The sequence below is a fragment of the Hymenobacter tenuis genome (genome assembly GCF_054780495.1).
Genome location: NZ_BAAGWF010000001.1, coordinates 646,986 through 666,721, shown reverse-complemented (window position 1 = coordinate 666,721; position 19,736 = coordinate 646,986). Strand labels below are relative to the sequence as shown.

Sequence of the window (19,736 nt, the reverse complement as noted above, 5' to 3'; positions counted from 1 at the left end):
TGATGTCGTTGTACTGATAGAAAGCCGCTCTAGCCTGAGCTAGTACCCGAACCGGTTACTGATCCAGCTCTTTCTCCTGGCCCACAGTGTCGCAGTGGAAGTGCTTGTTGGGGCGCGCTGAGGGCATTTGCGTAGCGGCGCCTCCTTTTTTAGCTTCCAGCATCTTCTGCACAATGCGCAGGCGCTCCTTTTCCATCTGCTGGCGCAGCTGCTGGTCGGTTTCCAGACTGAACATTTCACGGCCATCCACGAAGGTGCGCTCGGCGCGGGCGTAAATGCTCAGGGGGTGGTCGGTCCAGAGCACTACGTCGGCATCTTTCCCTTCCTTAATGCTGCCCATGTTTTTATCGAGGTGCAGCATTTTAGCCGGATTAATGGTGACAAGCTTCAGGGCTTCTTCTTCTGAGAGCTTGCTGTACTTCACCATTTTGGCCGCTTCCTGGTTGAGGCGGCGGCTCATTTCGGCATCATCGGAGTTGATGGCCACGTTCAGCCCTACATCGTGCATGATGCCCGCGTTGTACGGTATGGCATCACGTACCTCGTTTTTATACGCCCACCAGTCGGAGAACGTGCTGGCGTTAATGCCGCGCTGCTTCATCTTGTCGGCTACTTTATAGCCTTCCAGAATGTGCGTGAAGGTGTTGATCTGGAAGCCCATCCGGTCGGCTACGTTCATCAGCATGTTGATTTCTGACTGCACGTAGCTGTGGCAGGTAATAAAGCGCTGCTTGTTCAGGATTTCTACCAGCGCCTCCAGCTCCAGGTCGCGGCGCGGGGCCTCCCCTTTCTTCTGCTTAGCCTTGCTGAGTTTGTTCCAGGATTTCCACTCTTGCTCGTATTCCTTTGCCCGCGTGAAGGCATCCACGAACACCTGCTCCGTGCCCATGCGCGTCTGCGGGAAGCGCACCACGTTGGCTTCGCCCCAGTTGCTTTGCTTTACATTTTCACCTAGGGCAAACTTAATAAAGCCGGGGGCACCCTGAATTTTCATCTGCTCCGGTGTCATGCCCCAGCGCATTTTTACCAGCGCCGACTGGCCACCAATGGGGTTGGCGGAACCGTGCAACAATTGGGCAGCCACTACACCGCCGGCCAGGTCGCGGTACACGTCCACATCCTCGGGGTCTACTACATCACTGATACTTACCTCCGAGGTAACGGACTGCGTGCCTTCGTTTACGCCGCCGGAAATGGCAATGTGCGAGTGCTCATCGATAATACCGGGCGTGAGGTGCTTGCCGGTACCATCAATGCTGCGGCCACCGCTGGGCACCGAGAGGTTGCGGCCCACTTTCACTATTTTACCGTTTTGCAGCAGCACATCGGTATTTTCGAGCTTACCGGCGGCCTCACTGGTCCAGACGGTAGTGTTTTTAATCAGTACGGTTTGCTGCGTGGGCACCTCCGGGCGGCCGTAGGCTACAAACGGGTACTGCACGGCACCGAGTTGCGGCACCTGTGGCGCTTTGGCAGAGTCGCGGCGGGCAACTTTGCTCGCTTCTTCGAGGCGGCGGGCGCTCCATTTCACGGCCGTAGCATCGGGCAGTTGGCCGTCGCCCTGGAAGATGCGCGTTTCGGGCGTGTAGTAGCCGCTCAGCCGAATAGCGCCGCTGCCTTTAGTTTTGGGGTTTGGGTTGAACACGAGGGTAGCAAGCTCACCGTTCACGGTAAGTGTGCCTTTCACCGTATCGGCGGGAGCTTTTACTATTTTCAGCTCTGGCGCTTCGGGCTTGCCGGCCAGCAACAGCTTCATTTCAGGCTGGCTAGCTACCTGCAAGGTGTACACCCCACGGTAATCAGCGGGCAGCGTACTGAGCTGGTACCGCTCGCCTTGCACCCAGTTATCAAGCAGCACGTTGTCTTCGGCCAAGAGGCGGGCCGAGCACACCAGAAAGTTGGCTTCCATGCCTGGCTTGAGCGCTCCTACCCTGTCCTGCACCTTTACCAGCGCGGCGGGGGTAGCGGTGAGGGCCTGCAACGCCTGCTCCTCGCTGAGGCCGTACTGTACGGCTTTGCGCAGGTTGGGTAGAAACTTCTTTTTGTCTTTGAGGTCGGCGGCGGAAAGCGCGAACGGGATGCCGGCTTTGGCCAGCATGGCCGCATTGGCGGGCGCCATTTCCCAGTGCTTCAGCTCCTGCAACGAGACGCGCGCGGCATCATACACGTCGTCTACCTGGTAGGCATCGGGGAAGTTGAGGGTCAGGATGAGCGGGGCTTTGGTGGCCTGAATGTCGGCTATGCGCTGGTATTCGTCGCCTTGGCCTTTGATGATGTACTGCACCCCAAACTCATCGCCGAGCTTATCGGCCCGCAGCGCGTTCAGCTTGTCGCGCACTTCAAAAATAGCGGGCAGACTGCGCTGCTGATTCAGAGCCCTGAGCGACAAATTCTGCTCGCGGGTGGGGTTGCGCTGGTTCCAAGCGGCATCGAGGTAGCTCTGGCGAAGTAGGGCAATGCTGCCCATCAGAGAAGCTGGATAATCCTGCGTGCTGCTACCCTTCTCGAAGCTGTAAGCCGATGCAGCGCGGTCTTGGAGCAGCACTTCACTTTCGCGGCGACTGGTGTTCAGGCTCACCAACGCGGCCGTGCCGCGGGCAATACCATCGGGCTGGTGCGTGAGTACGGCCCCGAAGCCCAGCTTGCGGTACACATCGGCCTGCTCGGCATTTACCTTAAATAGCTCAGCGGCACTGGCCTCCGGATGAATGGCCTGGTTCCAGTCGTAGGCGCCGGCTTTCTGGCTTTCCATCTGCGGCCCTGCTCGGCGGCCTGAGCGCTCCGGTGCTTTCACCTCGGGCACCCCGTAGCTGGCATACAAATCCACGAAGCCTGGGTAAATAAAGCGGCCTTTTAGGTCCTGCACCACCGCGCCGGCCGGAATCTTCACCTTGGTACCCACGGCTTCTACTTTGCCATCCCGAATCAGCAGCGTGGCGTCCTGCAGGCGGGTTTTGTAATCGACAAAAATGGTGGCGTGGGTGAAGGCGTATACGCCTGGCCGCTGGTCGTAGACACCGTTGCGGGGGAACGTAGCCGGCTGCTGGGCCTGGGCCGCCGTGAGGCTGCCGGCCAACAAACTGCCAGCCAGCCCCAGCCGGCGAAGATCAATGTGCATGTGGTAGAAGTTGTGGAATAGAAAGAAAGTTGCGTGAACCAGCAGATGAAGCTGCTGCGGGGAAAGAAGCACTTTGGCAACCGGAGTTGCACGAGCTCAGTATGCTAAAAAGAAAACTCAACTTATCACCAAAACCGATAACTCCCACCTTATTATGCGCAAAGGCACTCAAGTAACCTGGAAGTATGGTACCGGCACGGCTACCGGCAAAATTGAAGAAACGCACAAGGAGTCCGTAACGCGCAAGCTGCAGGGCGCCGAAATCACTAGGCATGGCACCGCCGACAACCCCGCGTACCTGATTGTGCAGGAAAATGGAGACAAAGTTCTGAAGCTGCAGAGCGAGGTGAAGGCCGCTAAATAGGACTATGTACTAGGGTGTTTTATCCCAGCAACCGCTTCCCTGTACAGGCAAAGAAAAAGCCCCACCGAGGTTTCAGTGGGGCTTTGACCTAGTAGCCTGAGGCTACATTATGCATTTTTGGGGTCGGGCTCAATGAAGGCCTGCTCTTCCATTTCGGTGGGCACTACCACAATGCCTTGCTGCAACTTGGAGTTGCGCTTGCCATAGATGAAGTACACAATAAAGCCGAGCACCATCCAGCCCATAGCTACCTTCAGCGTGAATTCGTCGAGGGCAGCAATCATGCCCAGGCACACCACCATACCCATAATCGGTACGAAGGGGAACGAAGGATTAGATAGCGGCGCGCGGAACGGACGAGGCTGTGCGGGGTCAGACTTGCGCATGATCCAAACACCGGCCGATACCAACACGAAGGCCAGCAGCGTACCAAACGAGGTCAGGTCGCCGGCCAATGAACCGGGTACGAAGGCGGCAAAAGCACCTACAAATACCAGCAGCGCCAAGTTCGACTTATAGGGAGTGCGGAACTTGGGGTGCAGCTCAGAAAACGCTTTCGGCATCAGGCCGTCCTTCGCCATCGAGAAGAACACGCGGCTCTGGCCCATCAGCATTACCAGAATTACCGAGGAGAAGCCCAGCAGAATAGCCATGGTTACGGCCGTACCCAACCACTCATAGCCGGGCATGTGCGCCTTAATAGCGTAGGTTACCGAAGCCTCGCCGCCCTTCGCAGGGTCAGCGAATTCGCGCCAGTTGGCAACGCCCGTCAGCACGTGCCCGAACAGGATATACAGAACGGTACACACGGCCAGCGAGCCTAGGATACCGATGGGCATGTCGCGCTTCGGGTTCTTGGCTTCCTGTGCCGCGGTGCTTACTGCATCAAAGCCGATGAAGGCAAAGAACACAATGGCCGCGCCACCCAGAATACCACCCCAGCCGTGCTTGTTCCAGCCCGTGTACTCGCGTACTACTGCGCCCGCCGCGTTTTTAACCGGCTCGGCGTTTTCAGGAATCAGATACGGCTCGTGGTTGGCGGGGTTGATAAACTGCCAGCCTACCGCGATGAACACCAGCACGATAGCCACTTTCAGAAACACAACCACAGCGTTGAACATGGCCGACTCCTGCGTGCCTTTGATCAGCAGCAACGACAGGGCAATGATGATGAGCAGCGCAGGCAGGTTGATGATGCCGCTGTGCATAACGCCATCAACGGCCGCACTTTCGAAGGGTGAGTGGCTGAGCTCGTAGGATATCGGCGATATATGAAACGCCTCTAAGAGCTTGTTCAGGTATTCGCTCCAGGCAATACTTACCGTAGCGGCCCCTAGGGCATATTCCATAATCAAAGCCCATCCAATTACCCAGGCTACAAACTCACCCATGGTGGTGTAGGCATAGGTGTACGCCGAGCCGGCAATCGGAATCATGGCGGCGAATTCGGCGTAGCACAGGCCCGCGAAAGCACAGCCAATGGCGGCCACAATGAAGGCCAGCGTTACGCCCGGGCCCGAGGCCTGAGCTGCCGCCGCAGCCGTCCGCACGAACAAGCCGGCACCAATAATGGCCCCGACGCCCAGCGCCACTAAGTTGCCTGCACCCAAGGTACGCTTCAGCGAGCCCTCTCCGGTGGAGTTGGCTTCACCCAGCAGCTGGGCCAGCGGTTTTTTGGCGAAAATATTTGCCATACAGGTTAATGAGAGAAGAGAAAAGGTGAGATGGGGATTATGAAATTTGCAAAAAAAGCCGCCTGCAAGCAGCTACGTGGGCCGAATATAGCCCTTTCTCCGGACAGCTGAACTTGAAACGAATCCTGAGTGGATGATTTTCGGCGTCGGAGTAAACTCTCCGCTGCCTTCCTCCCCTACCTGCTACGGTAACTTCGCCCAAAGACTCTTGCCACGGGAAAAAGATGCTTGCTCGGCTAGCCCCTTTTATTTTAGTAGCCGCTGCAACCACTGCCCAACGCATAGCCACTCCCCCAACCCACATAACTTACTGTACGCGTACTACCTAGTACATTACTAGGCTTAAAACTCAGCGTACCCTGTTAAAAAGGCACTGCTCCCGAGCATGATTGCAAGCACTACCGGCCCCACCTGCGGTGCAAGGCTTGCTAGTTCAAGGCAAAAAACTCATTGGTTGCAAGTACTAGGTCCCCTGTAAGCTGAAACCCAGCATCTCTAGGGCTTTTGTGCATACGTGGGGCTAGTGAGGTACCCATTTACTGTATTAGCGCTGAAGCTCTTTCCTCTGATGATGCGGTAGTTTGCTAGCTCCCGTTGTGGCAGCAACCTCACAGCTCAGGCGGTGCCATACTGAAACAGTGTAGTATGTGGGACATGCTGCAGCTACCTTCCTACGGCTGCGGACTGCCAATTTGCCACAGATAGGCCCGATACCATACAAAAGGAACTACACTTGCTTATATTTGAAAATATGCGCCTCGGCAACAGCTCAGCCTACTGAGGAGCATCCACCACATCCAACACCCCATGAGTCCTCTGCCCAGTAGTACCAGTTCGGTACAAATTCAGCAGTTCTACGACAAAGGCCTGGCCCACGCGAGCTACGCCATCCGCAGCGGCCGGCAAGTAGCCATCATCGACCCGGCTCGCGACCCGCAACCCTACTACGACTTCGCCGACGAGCACGAAGCCCGGGTTATCGCCGTAATTGAAACCCACCCCCACGCCGACTTCGTGAGCAGCCACCTGGAAATTGCCCAGGAAACCGGCGCTACTATTTATGTCAGCAAGCTGGTGAAGGCCAGCTATCCGCACCAGCCTTTTGACGATGGTCAGCGCATCGCCCTGGGTGTTGTGGAGCTGCACGCCCTTAACACCCCCGGCCACTCTCCTGATTCCATCAGTATTCTGCTTATAGATGAGCTAGGCCAAACCCGCGCTGTATTCACGGGCGACACCTTATTTGTGGGCGACGTGGGCCGCCCCGACCTGCGCGAAGCGGATATTGTAGGTGGCCACAGCCGCGAGGAGCTGGCAGCGCAACTCTACCGCAGCACCCGCCAAAAGCTGATGACCCTGCCCGCCGCCACCCGCGTATATCCGGCCCACGGCCCCGGCTCGCTCTGCGGCAAAACCACCAGCACCGACCTGGATAGCTCCATCGGCAAGGAAGTCCGTACGAACTATGCTCTGCAGCCCATGTCGGAGGAGGAGTTTATAAAAGTACTCTTAGAAGATCAGCCGTTCATGCCCAAGTACTTCGGGCACGATGTGGTGCTGAACAAGCAGGGCGCCTTGCCCTTTGAGGATAGCGTACGGGCCGTGCCACGCCTGGCCTCCGATACTGGGCTGGAGCCCGGCGTAGTGATAATAGATACCCGCCCCGCCAACGAGTTTCGGGCGGGCCACCTGCCGGGCGCTATCAACCTGATGGATGGCGGCAAGTTTGAGACGTGGCTGGGCTCTATTGTAGGCCCACAGGAGCCGTTTTACCTAATTGCCGATTCGCAGCTCGCGCTGGATAGCATCATCCGGAAAACGGCCAAAATCGGCTACGAAGGCGGCATCAAAGGTGCCTTACTCACGCCCCGCGAGCTACCTGCTACTAGCCCTGCTACGGATGTAGACCGGGTGCGTCACCAGCCCCACGACTTCACCATCGTGGATATTCGCAATCGTACCGAGGCCCAGCAGCCTATCTTCGACAATGCCCTGCTGATTCCGCTGCCCGAGTTGCGCGAACGGGCCCACGAGGTACCCGCTGATAAGCCCGTGCTAGTGCATTGTGCCGGTGGGTACCGCTCCGCCGCCGGCGCCAGCATTCTGGAAGCCGCCCTTCCGGGCACCACCGTTTATGACTTAGGCGAAGCTATTTCCACCTTCCAGCCTCAGTCGGCACACGCGTAGCCAGTGCTGCTAGGGGTGCAACCTTCCGTACGTGTTCTGACTCTTCAAATGACCAAGGCTACCCAGTCTTGGTCATTTTTGCTTTTCACGCTTGCTCTTGTACTCCTTGCTTTTCCATGAAAACCTCGTTCTACTCCTTTCTGGCCGCCGCCCTCCTGCTCACGGCATGCGATGAAACCGATATTTCTAAAAATACCCCGAGCTGTATTCGCCAGAAGACTATCAATCTGGAGCGGGATACGCCTTGTGAAGAAGGCGCGAGCGTGAAGGAATACATCTTTCAGGGTAAGTCGGTGTATGTTTTCAACCCGGGCAGCTGCATTGCTGATGCCAGCTTTGAGGTAGCCGATGAGCAGTGCAACACCCTAGGGTACCTAGGCGGTTTTAGCGGCGGAAGCACTATCAATGGCGAGCCTTTCTCGAAAGCCGAGTTTAAGCGCACCATCTGGGAGCAATAGCGGCGGTACTGCTGGCCTACCGTTTTACTACCCCCTGCCCTGGCCCAAACCGCCGGGGCTTTCTTCTGCCCGCCAGATGAAGTATCTTCGTAGTCATGCGCGTACTACACACCGCCGACTGGCACCTGGGCCAGCGGTTCATACAAGGCCACGAACGAACCGAGGAGCACCGCCACTTTCTGGAGTGGCTGGTTCAGGTTGTGCGCGAGCAGCAGGTAGAAGTGCTGGTAGTGGCCGGCGACATTTTCGATACCGGCTCGCCTTCAAACCAAGCCTTGGAGCTGTATTACTCCTTTCTGCTGAACATGCGCGGCACCTGCTGCCGCGATATTGTGGTGGTAGGCGGCAACCACGACTCGCCTGCTACGCTTAATGCGCCGGCCCGGCTGCTGCGCCACTTGCGCGTGCACGTAGTAGGCTGCGTGCCCGACTGCTTCGAGGACCAAGTGCTGGTGCTGGATGACGCCCACGGCCAACCTGGCTTGGTGGTATGCGCCGTGCCTTTCCTGCGCGACCGGGACGTACGCCTATCCGTGCCCGGCGAAACGGCCGAAGAACGCGAAGCCCGCATCAAGCAAGGCATTGCCGACCACTACGCCCGGTGCGCCGACATTGAGCAGGTATGGCAGCTCAAAGACCTAGGTCTACCCGTACTCGCAACCGGCCACCTCTACGCCGCCGGTGCCGCCCCCTCCGATTCGGAACGCACAATTCATGTGGGCAACCTGGGTCAGATTACTGCCGACCACTTCCCTACTGTCTTCGATTATGTGGCCCTGGGGCACTTGCACCGCCCCCAGCGGGTAGGCGGCCGCGAGCATATCCGCTACTCCGGCTCTCCCATCCCGCTGTCGTTTTCTGAAATCGACCACCCCAAGGAAGTACTGTTGCTGGATTTCCAGGGCGGCAAACTTGCCGAGCTGCAAAGCCTGCCGGTTCCGGGTGCCCGCCGCTTGGTGCGGTTCCACGGCACCCTCGATGAAGTGACGCTAGGCCTCACGAGCTATGATAACGCGGGCTACTTGCTTCCTGCTTGGGCCGATGTGCAGATTCATTCTGAGCTTACCCAACTGGAAGTAGCCGATGCGCTGCTCAACGTCATTCAGGCCCTCGACCGCCAACAGCTCGAAGTGCTGGCCCGCCGCCACTTCCGGCTAGTAAAGCTCCGCGCCCTCGGCGAACAAGAAGAAGCCGACGATACCCCACTCACCCGCAGCCTCCATGACTTTACGGAGCGCGAGGTGTTTGAGCAGCGCCTGGAAGCCGAGCCCGAAACCAGCCGCGCCGAGCTGCTCCGCACCTTCGATGAGCTGCTGGAACGGATGTAGAAAGTAGCCGCTGGTGCTAAAGTATTTGTTATGCCTCGCCTGCGCTTAGCATGAGAAACTCATATTCCATACCAGCACCACAAGCTTCCATCGGGCTCGGTAAAGTTCTGTTGCAAGTGCATACCTAACTTCTCCAGAATCCGGCGAGACGCTAGGTTGTCCTGCATCACGGTGGCGTTTATCTCTGGCAGCTTCAGTACGCTTTGGGCGTAGCGCATGCTGGCGGCCGCGGCTTCCGATGCATAGCCTTGCCCCCAGTGCCGGGGTAGCAAGCGGTAGCCAATATCATAGTAATTCGAGCGGCCGTTCACTTCACTATCGTTAACGAGCTTGATGCCGCACCAGCCGATAAACTCCTGCGTATCAAGGCGCACCACAGCCCAGCGCCCAATGCCGTTGCGCTCGTATTGCTGCCGGATGTAACGAATGATAGCCTCGGCTTCAGCTAGTGCACTGATAGCTTTATTGGGAACATAGCGCAGTACAGTTGGGTCAGAGTCGAGGGCTAGGACGCCCGGGGCATCCGACAGTTGCATTTCGCGCAAAAGCAGCCGCGGCGTTTCTAGGTTATTCATGGCGGCGCACGGCGTATACTAGCTCGTCCAGGTACTGGCCGTTCTTGAAAAACGTCTTCTCAAAACGCGCTTCCAACATAAAACCAGCCTTTTCCAGCACGCGTTGCGAGGCGAGGTTAGTACCGAAGGGCCGCGCGAAGATGCGTGTGATATCGAAAGTGCGGAAGCCATACTCTATCATCTGCTTTACAGCTTCCGTGATGATGCCGCGCCCCCAGAATGGCTCAGCCAGCCAATAGCCTAGCTCGGCATTTTTGCGCTCAATGTCACTACTCGGGTGAATTCCGCTGCCGCCTACGGCCTGACCGTCAACGTCAATGGCGAAAATATGCAGCGGACTGGGCTGGCTGGCCATGGCAATGAAGTTGCGGCCGGTTTCCTCGGTGTAAGGGTGCGGAAACTGGTCGTTCATGAAGCCTGCTATAGCTGGGTTATCGGCATAACGAACTAGGTTGGGCAGGTCGGCTTCAGTCCAGGGACGAAGAGTGAACTCCATAGGGCGCGGCGGTAATACAATCAGGTTTCACTGAACAGATAGGCTAGGCAGCGTTTGAAAAGCCGTTTTACGCTTCTCGAGCGTCATGTTGAGCGGAGACAACGCATTTCCTCCGCTGGCTGCTAGGCCTTTTGATTAGCCCGAGATAGAGATACTTAGACTCCGCTCAGCATGACGTGCTTGAGCCTTCAGACAAATCCTCAGTAGTGCGCCTAGCGCGGTTGGCTATTTCCCCTTCACATAAAACGGAATATTGGCGGTTGCCACGTTATCCTTGCCATCATAGGCGTACACGAAGAGGCGGTAGGCACCTTCTTTAGTAGGTGCTTTTAGTTTGGTTTGAGCGGTAGCGCCGGCCGGAATTAACCCTTTAATGGCCACGGGGCGGCTTTCCCGGTCGCCGCCTGATTTCAGATCGGTGCTTTCGGGTAGCAATTCCCACCGATACGTCAGGGCATCTTTGTCGGGGTCCGATACGCTAACGACGACAGGGTAGCTCTGGCCGGGTTGCAGGAACACGTTGTCGGTGGCCTTTTTTCCATCGAGCAGAAACGACGCGAGGTGCGGGGCACGGTTCTGGGGCCACTTGCCGCTCCAGAGGTACTGCATCACATCTACCACCTCTGACTCCTTGCCATCCTCGGTGAAAATGCCGTACCAGGTGGGCGTGCGCTCCTGCTTCTGGCCCCACAGAAACACGTAGGTGCCCAGGCACTGGGTTTTGTCTTTGGCTACGGAGGCCTCGTAGCGGCTTTGGTACACGGCCGCTTTCTGGCTGCTGGTTTCTTCTACGGAAGCTTTCCAGGGTGTAACGGGACTTTCCCAGTGGCCGGTGGGGCCCCACTCGGCCACCACGTACGGGCCCGTCCAGCCCATCGTGCGCACCTGCTCCGGAATAGCTGCCAGCCCGGCGTAGGTGTTAATGCTAAGAATATCCACGGCCGGGCATTTCGCCTTAATGTAATCGACTTCCTTTTGGTTGAGGCCGGCCAGTACGGTGCTGGTGGGGTGGTTGGGGTCTACCTCATGAATCATTTGGGCAATCTGCTGCACGGCGTCCCACACCTTGGGGTTGGTATACTCCAGGTTCAGCTCGTTGCCGATGCCCCAAAACAGCAAAGCGGGATCGTCTTTGTATTTGAGCACGTCGGCGCGCAGCCGTTGCAACTGTTCGGCCACGGCTTGCGGATTGTTATAGTCGAAGCCGTGCCGCTCCCGGGCTACGTCAAGGCCCATCATCACGGTAAGGCCGTTTTTGTTGGCATCGGCCAGCACCTTGCTTGCGCCGTCCGTGCTCCAGGTCCGGATGGAGTTGCCGCCGTAGGCTTTGATGCGCTCCGGAAACTGCCCGCCACCAGCACCATTAATGAAGTAGGGCTTACCTGCGCGCAGCAGCTCGTAGCGGCCGTTGGCCTGTTTAACTTCTACTTTTACCGGCACTGACTGTGCGCAGGCGGCAGTAGTAAGGGCAAGCAGGGAAAGGACAAGGTGGGGTTTCATACGCAGAAAGGGCTAGCGGCAAATTCAGGAGAGCAATGAATTACTCAAAGTAACTGGTATTTTCTATCCTTTCGCTAGCCCTTCTGTGGCGCTAAACCTGCTCTACCCCCGTCTTTTGCTTAAAGTGGTTCGTCGTGGCCGGTGTTGCTGGCGCTGGGGTCCGAGTCGCCACCCGTGTCTAGGTCAGTATCCGAAGCGGTAGCATCAGTAGGCGTTTCGCTGGCCGCTTCGGTTTCCGAAGCAGGCATATTCTCTTCGGAATTGGGGGCAGCTGCCAGCGCACTTTCAGGGCGCGGCAGGTTGGTGCCTGCGTCCGAGTCGGCGCTTTGGGTATCGGTAGTACCCTTGGAGGCCAGCGAGTTATCGGCTGGCTTGGGCTGTTTGGGGTCAGGGGAGGTTTGCATGAGAATTAGACCTAGGAAATGATGAGCACTGCGTATGAAGCAGTATCTGCAAGCCACTTGTACGTTGAAGCTGAACAGCTGATCATCTCAACCCTGCTGACACAATCTGCGTTATGGCTTCATTCACCATTTCCCTTGTCAATCATGAGCATATTTGGTTCTAACAACCGTCCCAGCGGTACTTTAGGCGGCCTGCTCTCAGGCTTGTTTGGTGGCCGTACTGCCGTTAATCCAACCACCGGAACATATAATACGCCCACTCGCTCCGGCGGAAACAGCAAGCTGCTAGGTGGCGCGTTGCTAGCAGCCGGTGCTGCGTATCTCTACAACCGCAACAAAAAGAAGAACGCCTCCGTCCCCAGCTTCAACCCGAATCTATAGACTAGGTGCCCGAACAATCGAAAGCCCACCGTTAGCCAGTTTTGGTTAGCGGTGGGGCTTTTGGCTATTCAGAAGTTTACACGTTTACAAACACAGAGGTATATGGCCCAACCACTGAATAGTTTTTAGACATTATTACTTGGTTAACATGATGGATTTTAATGTTTTTCTGAATTCTGGTCCAATAATTTTAAATAAGTCAGCTGTTACATCAAACAATATTTGTATTCCGTTACCTCCGTTCATTGCATGAACGACATAAACAGTATGTAGTCCCTGCCTATCTTCATAACTACCTTTATAAGCAACAGCATTCTTAAAACTGATTAGCTTATTTTCTCTGGCATATACACTGTCAATATTGAACATATTATCTTCCAGCAACACATTAGAAAACTGACCAATAGGAATATCGAAACCAACACTTTCTACGATAACAGCAATATTGGGTATTACATCAATACCATCAGCATTTTTGATTGGCAATCGTTTATAATGATAAACGACCCGATCATTGACTATTTCTTTATTGATTAGTTTCCAATTTTTATTTGGCAATATGAATGTAATACCGGCCTCTGGTATATCAATTTGGGCAAACCCACTAGTCGCTATAAGCAACAAAATACCTAAAAAGAATATTTTCATTCTATATACTAAAATATTAACTTACCTCACGGCTTCCCAGCCATCAAAAACACCAACTCCCCACCGCTCATAATATCCTGATGATTTAGGAACGGACGCGTCAGTTTCTGGCCGTTTAAGTGGGCTTCTTTCACGTACACATTCTTGTCGCTCTGGTTTTTGACGGTGATGCGGAAGGTTTTGCCGTTTTCGAAGCGGAGCGTGGCGCCGTGAATGGCAGGGCTGCCGAGGGCGTACTCCGGGGAGCCGGGCGCTACGGGGTAAAAGCCCAGGGCCGAGAAAACGTACCACGCCGACATCTGTCCGCAGTCGTCGTTGCCGCCGAGGCCATCAGGCGTGGGGCGGTACATCTTGGGCAGAATCATGCGCACGCGAGCCTGGGTTTTCCAGGGCTGGTTGGTCCAGTTGTAGAGGTAGGCGGCGTGGTGGGCGGGCTCGTTGCCGTGCACGTAGTTCCCAATGATACCGTCGCGGGTGATGTCCTCGGTTTCGGCAAAAAACTTATCAGGCAGGTGCATGGTGAACAGCGAGTCCAGATGCGACACGAAGCGGGCATTGCCCCCCATTTTGGCGATGAGTGCACTAGGGTCTTGGGGCACGTAAAGGCTGTAGTTCCAGGCGTTGCCCTCAATAAAGCCCTGGTTATGGGTGCTCAGCACATCAAACTCCTTGCGGAAAGAGCCATCGGAGAGGCGCGGGCGCATAAACCCGATGCGCTGATCATACACGTTTTGCCAGTTGAGGGCACGCTTGCTGAACTCCTGCTCAATATCCTGGCGGCCCAGTTTTTTGGCGGCCTGGGCAATGCACCAGTCGTCGTAGGCGTATTCCAGGGTTTTCGAAACGGACGAGCCGCTCTTGTCCTCAGGAACGTAGCCTAGGCGCAGGTAGTCCCCGATGCCATCGTACCACTGCTGGCGGGCGGTGGTCACGCAGGCATCCAGGGCCTTGTTGGCATCGAAGGGCGCGTTGCCTTTCACAATGGCATCGGCAATAACGGGCACGGAGTGGTAGCCAATCATGCACCAGTTTTCGTTGGCGTGGTGGCTCCATACGGGCAGCATGTGCTCGGCGCTCTGCCCAAAGTGCGCCAGCATGGATTGAATCATGTCGGCGTTGCGCTTGGGCTGCAGCACGTTGAACAGCGGGTGCAAAGCGCGGTAAGTATCCCAGAGCGAGAAGGTAGTATAGTTGGTGAAGCCCTCGGCCTTATGAATATTCTGGTCGAGGCCGCGGTACTGGCCATCTACGTCTTGGTAGGTAGTGGGGCTCAGGAAAGCATGGTACAGGGCCGTATAGAAATTGTCCTTATCTACCTTCTTCGACGACTCAATGGTCACTTTGCTTAGCTCCTGCTGCCACTGCTCCTGCCCTAGGCGCTTCGTCTGCTCGAAGTCCCAGCCCGGCAATTCGGCCCGCAGGTTGCGCAGCGCACCTTCCGTGCTTACCGACGACAAGGCCATTTTCAGCTTGATCTTCTCCCCCGTCTGGGTCTGAAAATCGAAGTACATGCGCAGTTGCTCGCCGGCCTGCTCCGGGAAGTTGTGGGCCTGATCGAATCGACCCCAGAAGCCACGGTAGGCCTGCTTTTTGGCATAATTGCGGGCGCCGTACTGCCGAAATGGTTTGGAGAACTGCAGCGCGAAATACTCAACTCGGGTGCGGGCCCAGCCGTTGGTCTGGCGGTATCCGGTCACCAGCGAGTCGTTCTCCACCCGCACAAACGTCCAGACGTTTTTATCGGGATAGTTGTAGATGCCGGCTGTGAGGTCGAGGATGATGTGTGCCTCGTCGGCCTTCGGAAAAGTGTACTGGTGAAAACCCACACGGTTGGTAGCCGTCAGCTCGGCCAAGATGTTGTGGTCGTCGAGCTTCACCTTGTAGTAGGCCGGTTCTGCTACCTCGTTCTGGTGCACAAACCGCGAGCGGAAACCACTCTCGGGCTTATCGGCGGTGCCGGGGTTCAGCTGCAATGGCCCGGTGGTGGGCATGATGAGGAAGTCGCCGAGGTCGGAGTGGCCGGTGCCGCTGAAGTGCGTGTGCGAAAACCCGACGATGGTTTTGTCCTCATACTGGTAGCCGGCGCAGTACTCGTACACCTTGGGGTTATACTTGCCGTTCAGCTCGTAGCTAATGGTATCGGTATCGGGCGAGAGCTGCACCATGCCAAACGGCACCGTGGCCCCCGGAAACGTGTGCCCCATGCGCTGCGTGCCCACAATGGGGTGCGCGTATTGGACGAGGTTTTCGGCAGGCATTGGCTTCTGAGCGAAGCTAGTAAACGATGTAAGAAGGAGCGCGGCGAGGGGAAGACGGTTCATTCCGCCAAGATAGTGAACCTCACCCCACCCTCCCTCGCCTATAAGGAAGTCCTGGCAATGCGGGCATTTATGGTATTCGAATATGGCTGGAGCTAGAGAGAGACACTGAAAAGGCGGTAGCCCTCAGCCGTACGTATGAAGGCAAAATGCTGCTGGCGGTCGTAGTGCTTTTGGCCTGCTTCGTCGACCTCAGTGATGACGACATTAAATGCCGGATATTTTTCCTGGAAATGCGCGCCGCAATCGGTGAGAAACACCTGAAAGCGTTGACTAGTGAATATGAATAGGTTCAGATCTTCGGAGGAGATTAAAACGTTTTTTGCACCATAGCACAGCCCCCTCAGCTTTGGGAGCAGCACAGGCTGGTAAAACCTTTGCACGAAGTGCGCCCGCTCAAAGTGCGGCCAGCCCTTAAATGGCTTGCCTGAAACAGCTAATTCGGAATAGCACAGCGGCTCTACCTTGTTGGCGGCGCCGGAGGCCACAGCGGGCAGAAACGCGCCGTAGAACCAATGGGTAAATTCCTTTTCGTAATCCGTGAACGTGTATCGGTCGCCGTTCACGGCGCGAAAAGTACGAGTAGTAGCCGTGTCGATGGCCGGGGCATTAATTTGTAAGGAGTACCAATTAATGAGGTCCAATTGTCGGGCAGGAATAGTATCGATCAGTACTTCATTACGCTCATTGATCAACACGTTTCGCCCACCTACCCAGCCCGGATGCTCACACTGCATTGTATCCTTTTCGCCGCTCCAGCACTTGCGACGGCCCCCAATCAGCGCCAAGGATAAGCCATTGTAAAACGGGGTGGCGTAACTATAAATAGCCGGAATAATTGCCTTGCCTGCACTATTAAAGTAGCCTATGCGATTCTTCGCACGGTCACGAAATCTAATTTTGCCTTCGCTTTCGCAGTCGAAATTATAGTCGGAAGACATGTATACACTGTCCTGGCCCACCTGCCGGCCACTTTTTAGCAGGTAATATTGCTTGAGTAATTCATTTTCGTCCGCGGCTATAATATGCCGGAACTTTTGAGCATTAGTAAAGCCTCCTAGCCGGGCTGGAATCCGAACATGCCCCGCCGCGTCTTTATACCCAAACCTATAGCTCTCTTTCACCTTTTTATCGAACCTAGCCCAGACCTCATCTGGTTGCTGCTGGGCAGTGGCAATAGTAGTAGCCAGTAGAAGTAAGGCGAAGAATAGTAATTTCATTTACTCAGCACGACAAATTTTTAACATAATCCAAGTTTCCAACTTCAACCTAGTAACACAACGTTTAAAGGCATTAATGCCCATAACTCACTACCCGCGTCACTTTCCAGTGCCCGTCGCGTAGGTGCCACACCATCATGTTTTTGAAAGTACCGCAGTCATCTTTGCCGTTTTCCACGTGGCAGAAGCGATGCTGGTAGGTTTCCACAGCGCCGTAGCTGTTGATGGGATACACTTCCAGCGTGCCCGGAACCAGTTGGCGGTTCAGGCCGGTAGTTTTGTTCTGGGCAAACATGTTCCTGAAGCCCTGCATGGTTTGCTCGAAGTTGGCCAAGCCGCCTTTGTCGTGGTAGAATTCCAGGTCTTCGGCAAAGAAAGTTTGTAGCTTCTCTACATCATGCTGATTGAAGGCAACAAACATGAGGCTGTCCTGCTGAGCAATAGTGCGGTACAACTGCGCATCGACGGGCTTATAGGCGCCTACCGCCTCCGGCGTGGTGGGTTTACCCGTGGCGCAGGCTTCCAGCATGACCACACTACTCAAAAGCACATACCAATTTTTCATACCTCAGTTCTTTTGGCGTCATGCTGAGCGCAGCCGAAGCATCTCTACCTCTGGCTAACCAAGAGGCCTAGCCCCGACTCAACGAAGCGATAGAGATGCTTCGGCTGCGCTCAGCATGACGTACAATTAAGTTGGATAAGAAGCCCCTACTTCTTCTCCTGAGAAAATGAGTAGGGCGCGTCTTCGGGCTTAGTGCCGCGGGTGGTGTTTGGTTTATCGGCCATGTCGAAATCCACCGTTGCGCCCTGCATCAGGGTTTGGTGGCTAAGCCAGTTTGGGGAGTAGGGCTGGCCGTTGAGACGCACGGCTTGCACGTAGCGGTTGGCAGCGGAGTTGGTGGGGGCATTGAGTATTACCTTCTTTCCGTTGGCAAGGTGCAGCGTGGCTTTAGGGAAAAGCGGGGCACCTAGCACATATTGGTCGGTGGCCGGGCACACGGGGTAAAAACCCAGGGCTGAGAAGACGTACCACGCCGAGGTCTGGCCGTTGTCTTCGTCGCCGCAGTAGCCATCGGGGGTGGGCAGATACAGGCGGTTCATGGTTTCGCGGGACCAATATTGGGTTTTCCAGGGCTGGCTGGCGTAGTTGTAGAGGTACACCATGTGCTGAATGGGTTGGTTGCCGTGGGCGTAGTTGCCCATGCCCGCAATCTGCATCTCCCGGATTTCGTGAATCACGGATCCATAGTACGAGGCATCGAACACGGGCGCTAGGGTGAATACCGTATCCAAAGCCTCCACGAAGGGTTTGGGGCCACCCATCAGCGTCATTAGCCCCTGCACATCATGGAAAACCGACCAGGTGTAGTGCCAGCTGTTGCCCTCCGTGAAGGCGTCGCCCCACTTAAAGGGGTTGAAGGGTGCCTGAAACGTGCCGTTTTGGTTGCGGCCGCGCATCAGGCGGGTTTGCTTATCGAAGAGGTTGCGGTAGTTCTGGCTACGCTTCTGGTAAAGCGCCACTTCCTTTTTCGGCCGACCTAGCGCTTTGCCAAGCTGGGCAATGGCAAAGTCATCGTAGGCGTATTCCAGGGTGCGGGCCGCGCTTTCATTGATTTTCACATCATAGGGCACGTAGCCGAGCTTGTTGTAGTAGCTGGCGCCGGCGCGGCCCACCGCTTCGAGCGGGCCCTGGGCGTTGGCGCCTTTCAACATGGCTTCATAGAGTGCGTTGATGTCGTAGCCGCGCACGCCTTTCAGGTAGGCATCGGCCACCACGGAGGCTGAGTTGTTGCCCACCATAATGTCGCGGTAGCCGGGGCTGGCCCACTCTGGCAGCCAACCGCCTTCTTTGTACGTGTTCACGAGGCCCTCCTGAATCTGGCTGTTTACATCGGGGTAGAGCAAGTTTAGGAAGGGAAACAGAGCCCGGAACGTGTCCCAGAAGCCGGTATCAGTATAGAGGTAGCCGGGCAGCACCTGGCCGTTGTAGGGCGAGTAGTGCACGGGCTTACCGGCGGCATCCAGCTCATAAAACTTGCGCGGAAATAGCAGGGAGCGGTATAAACACGAGTAGAACGTGCGTTGCTGGGCATCGGTGCCGCCTTCTATTTGCACGCGGCCAAGCTGTTCGTTCCAAGCTGCTTTGCCTTGCTGCTTCACGGCCTCAAAATCATTGGCCCCAATTTCCTGGAGGTTGCGCTCGGCTTGCTCGGGGCTGATGAAGGAGGAGGCTACGCGCGCCTGCACCTGCTCACCTTTGCGGGTTTTGAAGCCCACCACGGCCCCGGTGTGGCCGCCGGTAGCTTCCAGCCGCTGTCCATAAAGCACCTTATCTAGGTAGATAGTGGTGCTGCTGAACTCGTGGTCGAACTCGATGATAAAGTAGTTCTTGAAATTCTGGGGCACGCCGCCGCTGTTGCGGGTGGTGTACCCAATAATGCGGCGCTGCTGGGGCAATACCTGCACGTGGGAGCCCTTATCCAGCGCATCGAGCACCACGTAGGCACTGTCGGTTTTCGGGAACGTGAAGCGGAAACGGGCGGCGCGCTCAGTGGGCGTCAGCTCGGTGGTGATGTCGTAGTCGGCTAGGTATACGCTGTAGTAATAGGGAGTTACTACCTCAGCTTTGTGCGAAAACCAGCTAGCCCGCTCCTCTTCCTCAAAGCGCAGCGCGCCGGTGATGGGCATCAGCGCAAACTGCCCGTAGTCATTCATCCAGGGCGAAGGCTGGTGGGTTTGCTTGAAGCCTTTGAGCTTATCAGCGGAGTATTGGTAGGCCCAGCCGCTGCCCATTTTGCCCGTTTGGGGCAGCCAGAAGTTCATGCCCCAGGGCCGCGCAATGGCCGGATAGGTGTTGCCGTTGGATAGGCTGGGCTTAGAATCGGTGCCCATCAGCGGGTTTACTAGGTCGGCAGGGCTAGCAGACTGGGCCTGAACAACAGACGCCGACAGAAGTAGCGTGCTAACAAGAAGCGACTGTAAATATCTGAGCATAGCGCGCCTATTACCGGTTGAAACTTGAATGGCCCAAGCTACTGAATC

Annotated in this window: 16 protein-coding genes; 5 read left to right on the top strand and 11 right to left on the bottom strand. The window is 56.1% G+C overall.

Annotation, left to right across the window (positions count from 1 at the left end; all coding sequences use genetic code 11):
* Positions 1 to 55: 55 nt before the first annotated feature.
* The gene (locus tag ACYVGU_RS02930) at positions 56 to 3,118 is read right to left on the bottom strand and encodes an amidohydrolase family protein (RefSeq protein ID WP_460620839.1); all 3,063 of its coding nucleotides are present in this window, start codon (positions 3,116 to 3,118) and stop codon (positions 56 to 58) included.
* Positions 3,119 to 3,272: 154 nt separating this feature from the next.
* Here ACYVGU_RS02930 and ACYVGU_RS02925 point away from each other — a divergent pair, with 154 nt between their 5' ends.
* Entirely contained in the window at positions 3,273 to 3,482 is a 210-nt protein-coding gene (locus tag ACYVGU_RS02925) for a hypervirulence associated TUDOR domain-containing protein (RefSeq protein ID WP_460612554.1), read from the top strand.
* 107 nt (positions 3,483 to 3,589) lie between these two features.
* Here the strand turns inward: ACYVGU_RS02925 and ACYVGU_RS02920 are convergent, their stop codons facing one another.
* Positions 3,590 to 5,176, bottom strand: coding sequence for an amino acid permease (locus ACYVGU_RS02920; RefSeq protein WP_460620838.1), 1,587 nt, complete (start codon positions 5,174 to 5,176; stop codon positions 3,590 to 3,592).
* Between the two features lie 807 nt (positions 5,177 to 5,983).
* Between ACYVGU_RS02920 and ACYVGU_RS02915 the strand changes: the two genes are divergently transcribed.
* The 3 genes from ACYVGU_RS02915 (at position 5,984) to sbcD (ending at position 9,149) form a co-directional block, all read left to right on the top strand.
* Positions 5,984 to 7,363 carry an MBL fold metallo-hydrolase gene (locus ACYVGU_RS02915; RefSeq protein ID WP_460620837.1) on the top strand — a complete coding sequence of 460 codons (1,380 nt, stop codon included), beginning with the start codon at positions 5,984 to 5,986 and terminating at the stop codon, positions 7,361 to 7,363.
* 116 nt (positions 7,364 to 7,479) lie between these two features.
* The gene (locus ACYVGU_RS02910) at positions 7,480 to 7,821 is read left to right on the top strand and encodes a DUF6970 domain-containing protein (protein WP_460612556.1); all 342 of its coding nucleotides are present in this window, start codon (positions 7,480 to 7,482) and stop codon (positions 7,819 to 7,821) included.
* Positions 7,822 to 7,916: 95 nt separating this feature from the next.
* A complete protein-coding gene (sbcD, locus tag ACYVGU_RS02905) occupies positions 7,917 to 9,149 on the top strand; it encodes an exonuclease subunit SbcD (RefSeq protein WP_460620836.1) in 1,233 nt (410 codons plus the stop codon).
* 59 nt (positions 9,150 to 9,208) lie between these two features.
* Here the strand turns inward: sbcD and ACYVGU_RS02900 are convergent, their stop codons facing one another.
* From ACYVGU_RS02900 to ACYVGU_RS02885, 4 genes are all read right to left on the bottom strand, one after another.
* A complete protein-coding gene (locus tag ACYVGU_RS02900) occupies positions 9,209 to 9,724 on the bottom strand; it encodes a GNAT family N-acetyltransferase (protein WP_460620835.1) in 516 nt (171 codons plus the stop codon).
* Positions 9,717 to 10,220 carry a GNAT family N-acetyltransferase gene (locus tag ACYVGU_RS02895; protein WP_460620834.1) on the bottom strand — a complete coding sequence of 168 codons (504 nt, stop codon included), beginning with the start codon at positions 10,218 to 10,220 and terminating at the stop codon, positions 9,717 to 9,719. Before ACYVGU_RS02895 ends, ACYVGU_RS02900 begins: the two co-directional genes overlap by 8 nt.
* 225 nt (positions 10,221 to 10,445) lie before the next feature.
* Positions 10,446 to 11,720, bottom strand: a complete 1,275-nt coding sequence (locus ACYVGU_RS02890; protein ID WP_460620833.1) for a glycoside hydrolase 5 family protein — start codon at positions 11,718 to 11,720, stop codon at positions 10,446 to 10,448.
* A 119-nt stretch (positions 11,721 to 11,839) separates the two neighbouring features.
* Positions 11,840 to 12,124 (bottom strand): hypothetical protein, encoded by a 285-nt coding sequence (locus tag ACYVGU_RS02885; RefSeq protein WP_460620832.1) that lies wholly within the window; start codon positions 12,122 to 12,124, stop codon positions 11,840 to 11,842.
* Positions 12,125 to 12,268: 144 nt separating this feature from the next.
* Here ACYVGU_RS02885 and ACYVGU_RS02880 point away from each other — a divergent pair, with 144 nt between their 5' ends.
* Positions 12,269 to 12,505: a hypothetical protein gene (locus ACYVGU_RS02880; protein WP_460612562.1), complete on the top strand. Its 237-nt coding sequence runs from the start codon at positions 12,269 to 12,271 to the stop codon at positions 12,503 to 12,505.
* 135 nt (positions 12,506 to 12,640) lie between these two features.
* Here ACYVGU_RS02880 and ACYVGU_RS02875 read toward each other — a convergent pair whose 3' ends face one another.
* From ACYVGU_RS02875 to ACYVGU_RS02855, 5 genes are all read right to left on the bottom strand, one after another.
* Entirely contained in the window at positions 12,641 to 13,153 is a 513-nt protein-coding gene (locus ACYVGU_RS02875; RefSeq protein ID WP_460620831.1) for a hypothetical protein, read from the bottom strand.
* A gap of 26 nt (positions 13,154 to 13,179) precedes the next feature.
* On the bottom strand, positions 13,180 to 15,474 hold the full coding sequence (locus ACYVGU_RS02870) for a GH92 family glycosyl hydrolase (protein ID WP_460620830.1): 2,295 nt from the start codon (positions 15,472 to 15,474) through the stop codon (positions 13,180 to 13,182).
* A 92-nt stretch (positions 15,475 to 15,566) separates the two neighbouring features.
* Positions 15,567 to 16,691 carry a WG repeat-containing protein gene (locus ACYVGU_RS02865; RefSeq protein WP_460620829.1) on the bottom strand — a complete coding sequence of 375 codons (1,125 nt, stop codon included), beginning with the start codon at positions 16,689 to 16,691 and terminating at the stop codon, positions 15,567 to 15,569.
* Between the two features lie 73 nt (positions 16,692 to 16,764).
* The gene (locus ACYVGU_RS02860; protein ID WP_460620828.1) at positions 16,765 to 17,256 is read right to left on the bottom strand and encodes a nuclear transport factor 2 family protein; all 492 of its coding nucleotides are present in this window, start codon (positions 17,254 to 17,256) and stop codon (positions 16,765 to 16,767) included.
* Between the two features lie 146 nt (positions 17,257 to 17,402).
* Positions 17,403 to 19,688 (bottom strand): GH92 family glycosyl hydrolase, encoded by a 2,286-nt coding sequence (locus ACYVGU_RS02855; RefSeq protein ID WP_460620827.1) that lies wholly within the window; start codon positions 19,686 to 19,688, stop codon positions 17,403 to 17,405.
* Positions 19,689 to 19,736: the final 48 nt, after the last annotated feature.

Bases quoted from the DNA above. Each gene is read 5' to 3' on its own strand.
- ACYVGU_RS02855 (WP_460620827.1), bottom strand. From the start codon at position 19,688: ATGCTCAGATATTTACAGTCGCTTCTTGTTAGCACGCTACTTCTGTCG.
- ACYVGU_RS02860 (WP_460620828.1), bottom strand. From the start codon at position 17,256: ATGAAAAATTGGTATGTGCTTTTGAGTAGTGTGGTCATGCTGGAAGCC.
- ACYVGU_RS02915 (WP_460620837.1), top strand. From the start codon at position 5,984: ATGAGTCCTCTGCCCAGTAGTACCAGTTCGGTACAAATTCAGCAGTTC.
- ACYVGU_RS02900 (WP_460620835.1), bottom strand. From the start codon at position 9,724: ATGAATAACCTAGAAACGCCGCGGCTGCTTTTGCGCGAAATGCAACTG.
- ACYVGU_RS02920 (WP_460620838.1), bottom strand. From the start codon at position 5,176: ATGGCAAATATTTTCGCCAAAAAACCGCTGGCCCAGCTGCTGGGTGAA.
- sbcD (WP_460620836.1), top strand. From the start codon at position 7,917: ATGCGCGTACTACACACCGCCGACTGGCACCTGGGCCAGCGGTTCATA.
- ACYVGU_RS02895 (WP_460620834.1), bottom strand. From the start codon at position 10,220: ATGGAGTTCACTCTTCGTCCCTGGACTGAAGCCGACCTGCCCAACCTA.
- ACYVGU_RS02925 (WP_460612554.1), top strand. From the start codon at position 3,273: ATGCGCAAAGGCACTCAAGTAACCTGGAAGTATGGTACCGGCACGGCT.
- ACYVGU_RS02865 (WP_460620829.1), bottom strand. From the start codon at position 16,691: ATGAAATTACTATTCTTCGCCTTACTTCTACTGGCTACTACTATTGCC.
- ACYVGU_RS02870 (WP_460620830.1), bottom strand. From the start codon at position 15,474: ATGAACCGTCTTCCCCTCGCCGCGCTCCTTCTTACATCGTTTACTAGC.
- ACYVGU_RS02885 (WP_460620832.1), bottom strand. From the start codon at position 12,124: ATGCAAACCTCCCCTGACCCCAAACAGCCCAAGCCAGCCGATAACTCG.
- ACYVGU_RS02890 (WP_460620833.1), bottom strand. From the start codon at position 11,720: ATGAAACCCCACCTTGTCCTTTCCCTGCTTGCCCTTACTACTGCCGCC.
- ACYVGU_RS02910 (WP_460612556.1), top strand. From the start codon at position 7,480: ATGAAAACCTCGTTCTACTCCTTTCTGGCCGCCGCCCTCCTGCTCACG.
- ACYVGU_RS02880 (WP_460612562.1), top strand. From the start codon at position 12,269: ATGAGCATATTTGGTTCTAACAACCGTCCCAGCGGTACTTTAGGCGGC.
- ACYVGU_RS02930 (WP_460620839.1), bottom strand. From the start codon at position 3,118: ATGCACATTGATCTTCGCCGGCTGGGGCTGGCTGGCAGTTTGTTGGCC.
- ACYVGU_RS02875 (WP_460620831.1), bottom strand. From the start codon at position 13,153: ATGAAAATATTCTTTTTAGGTATTTTGTTGCTTATAGCGACTAGTGGG.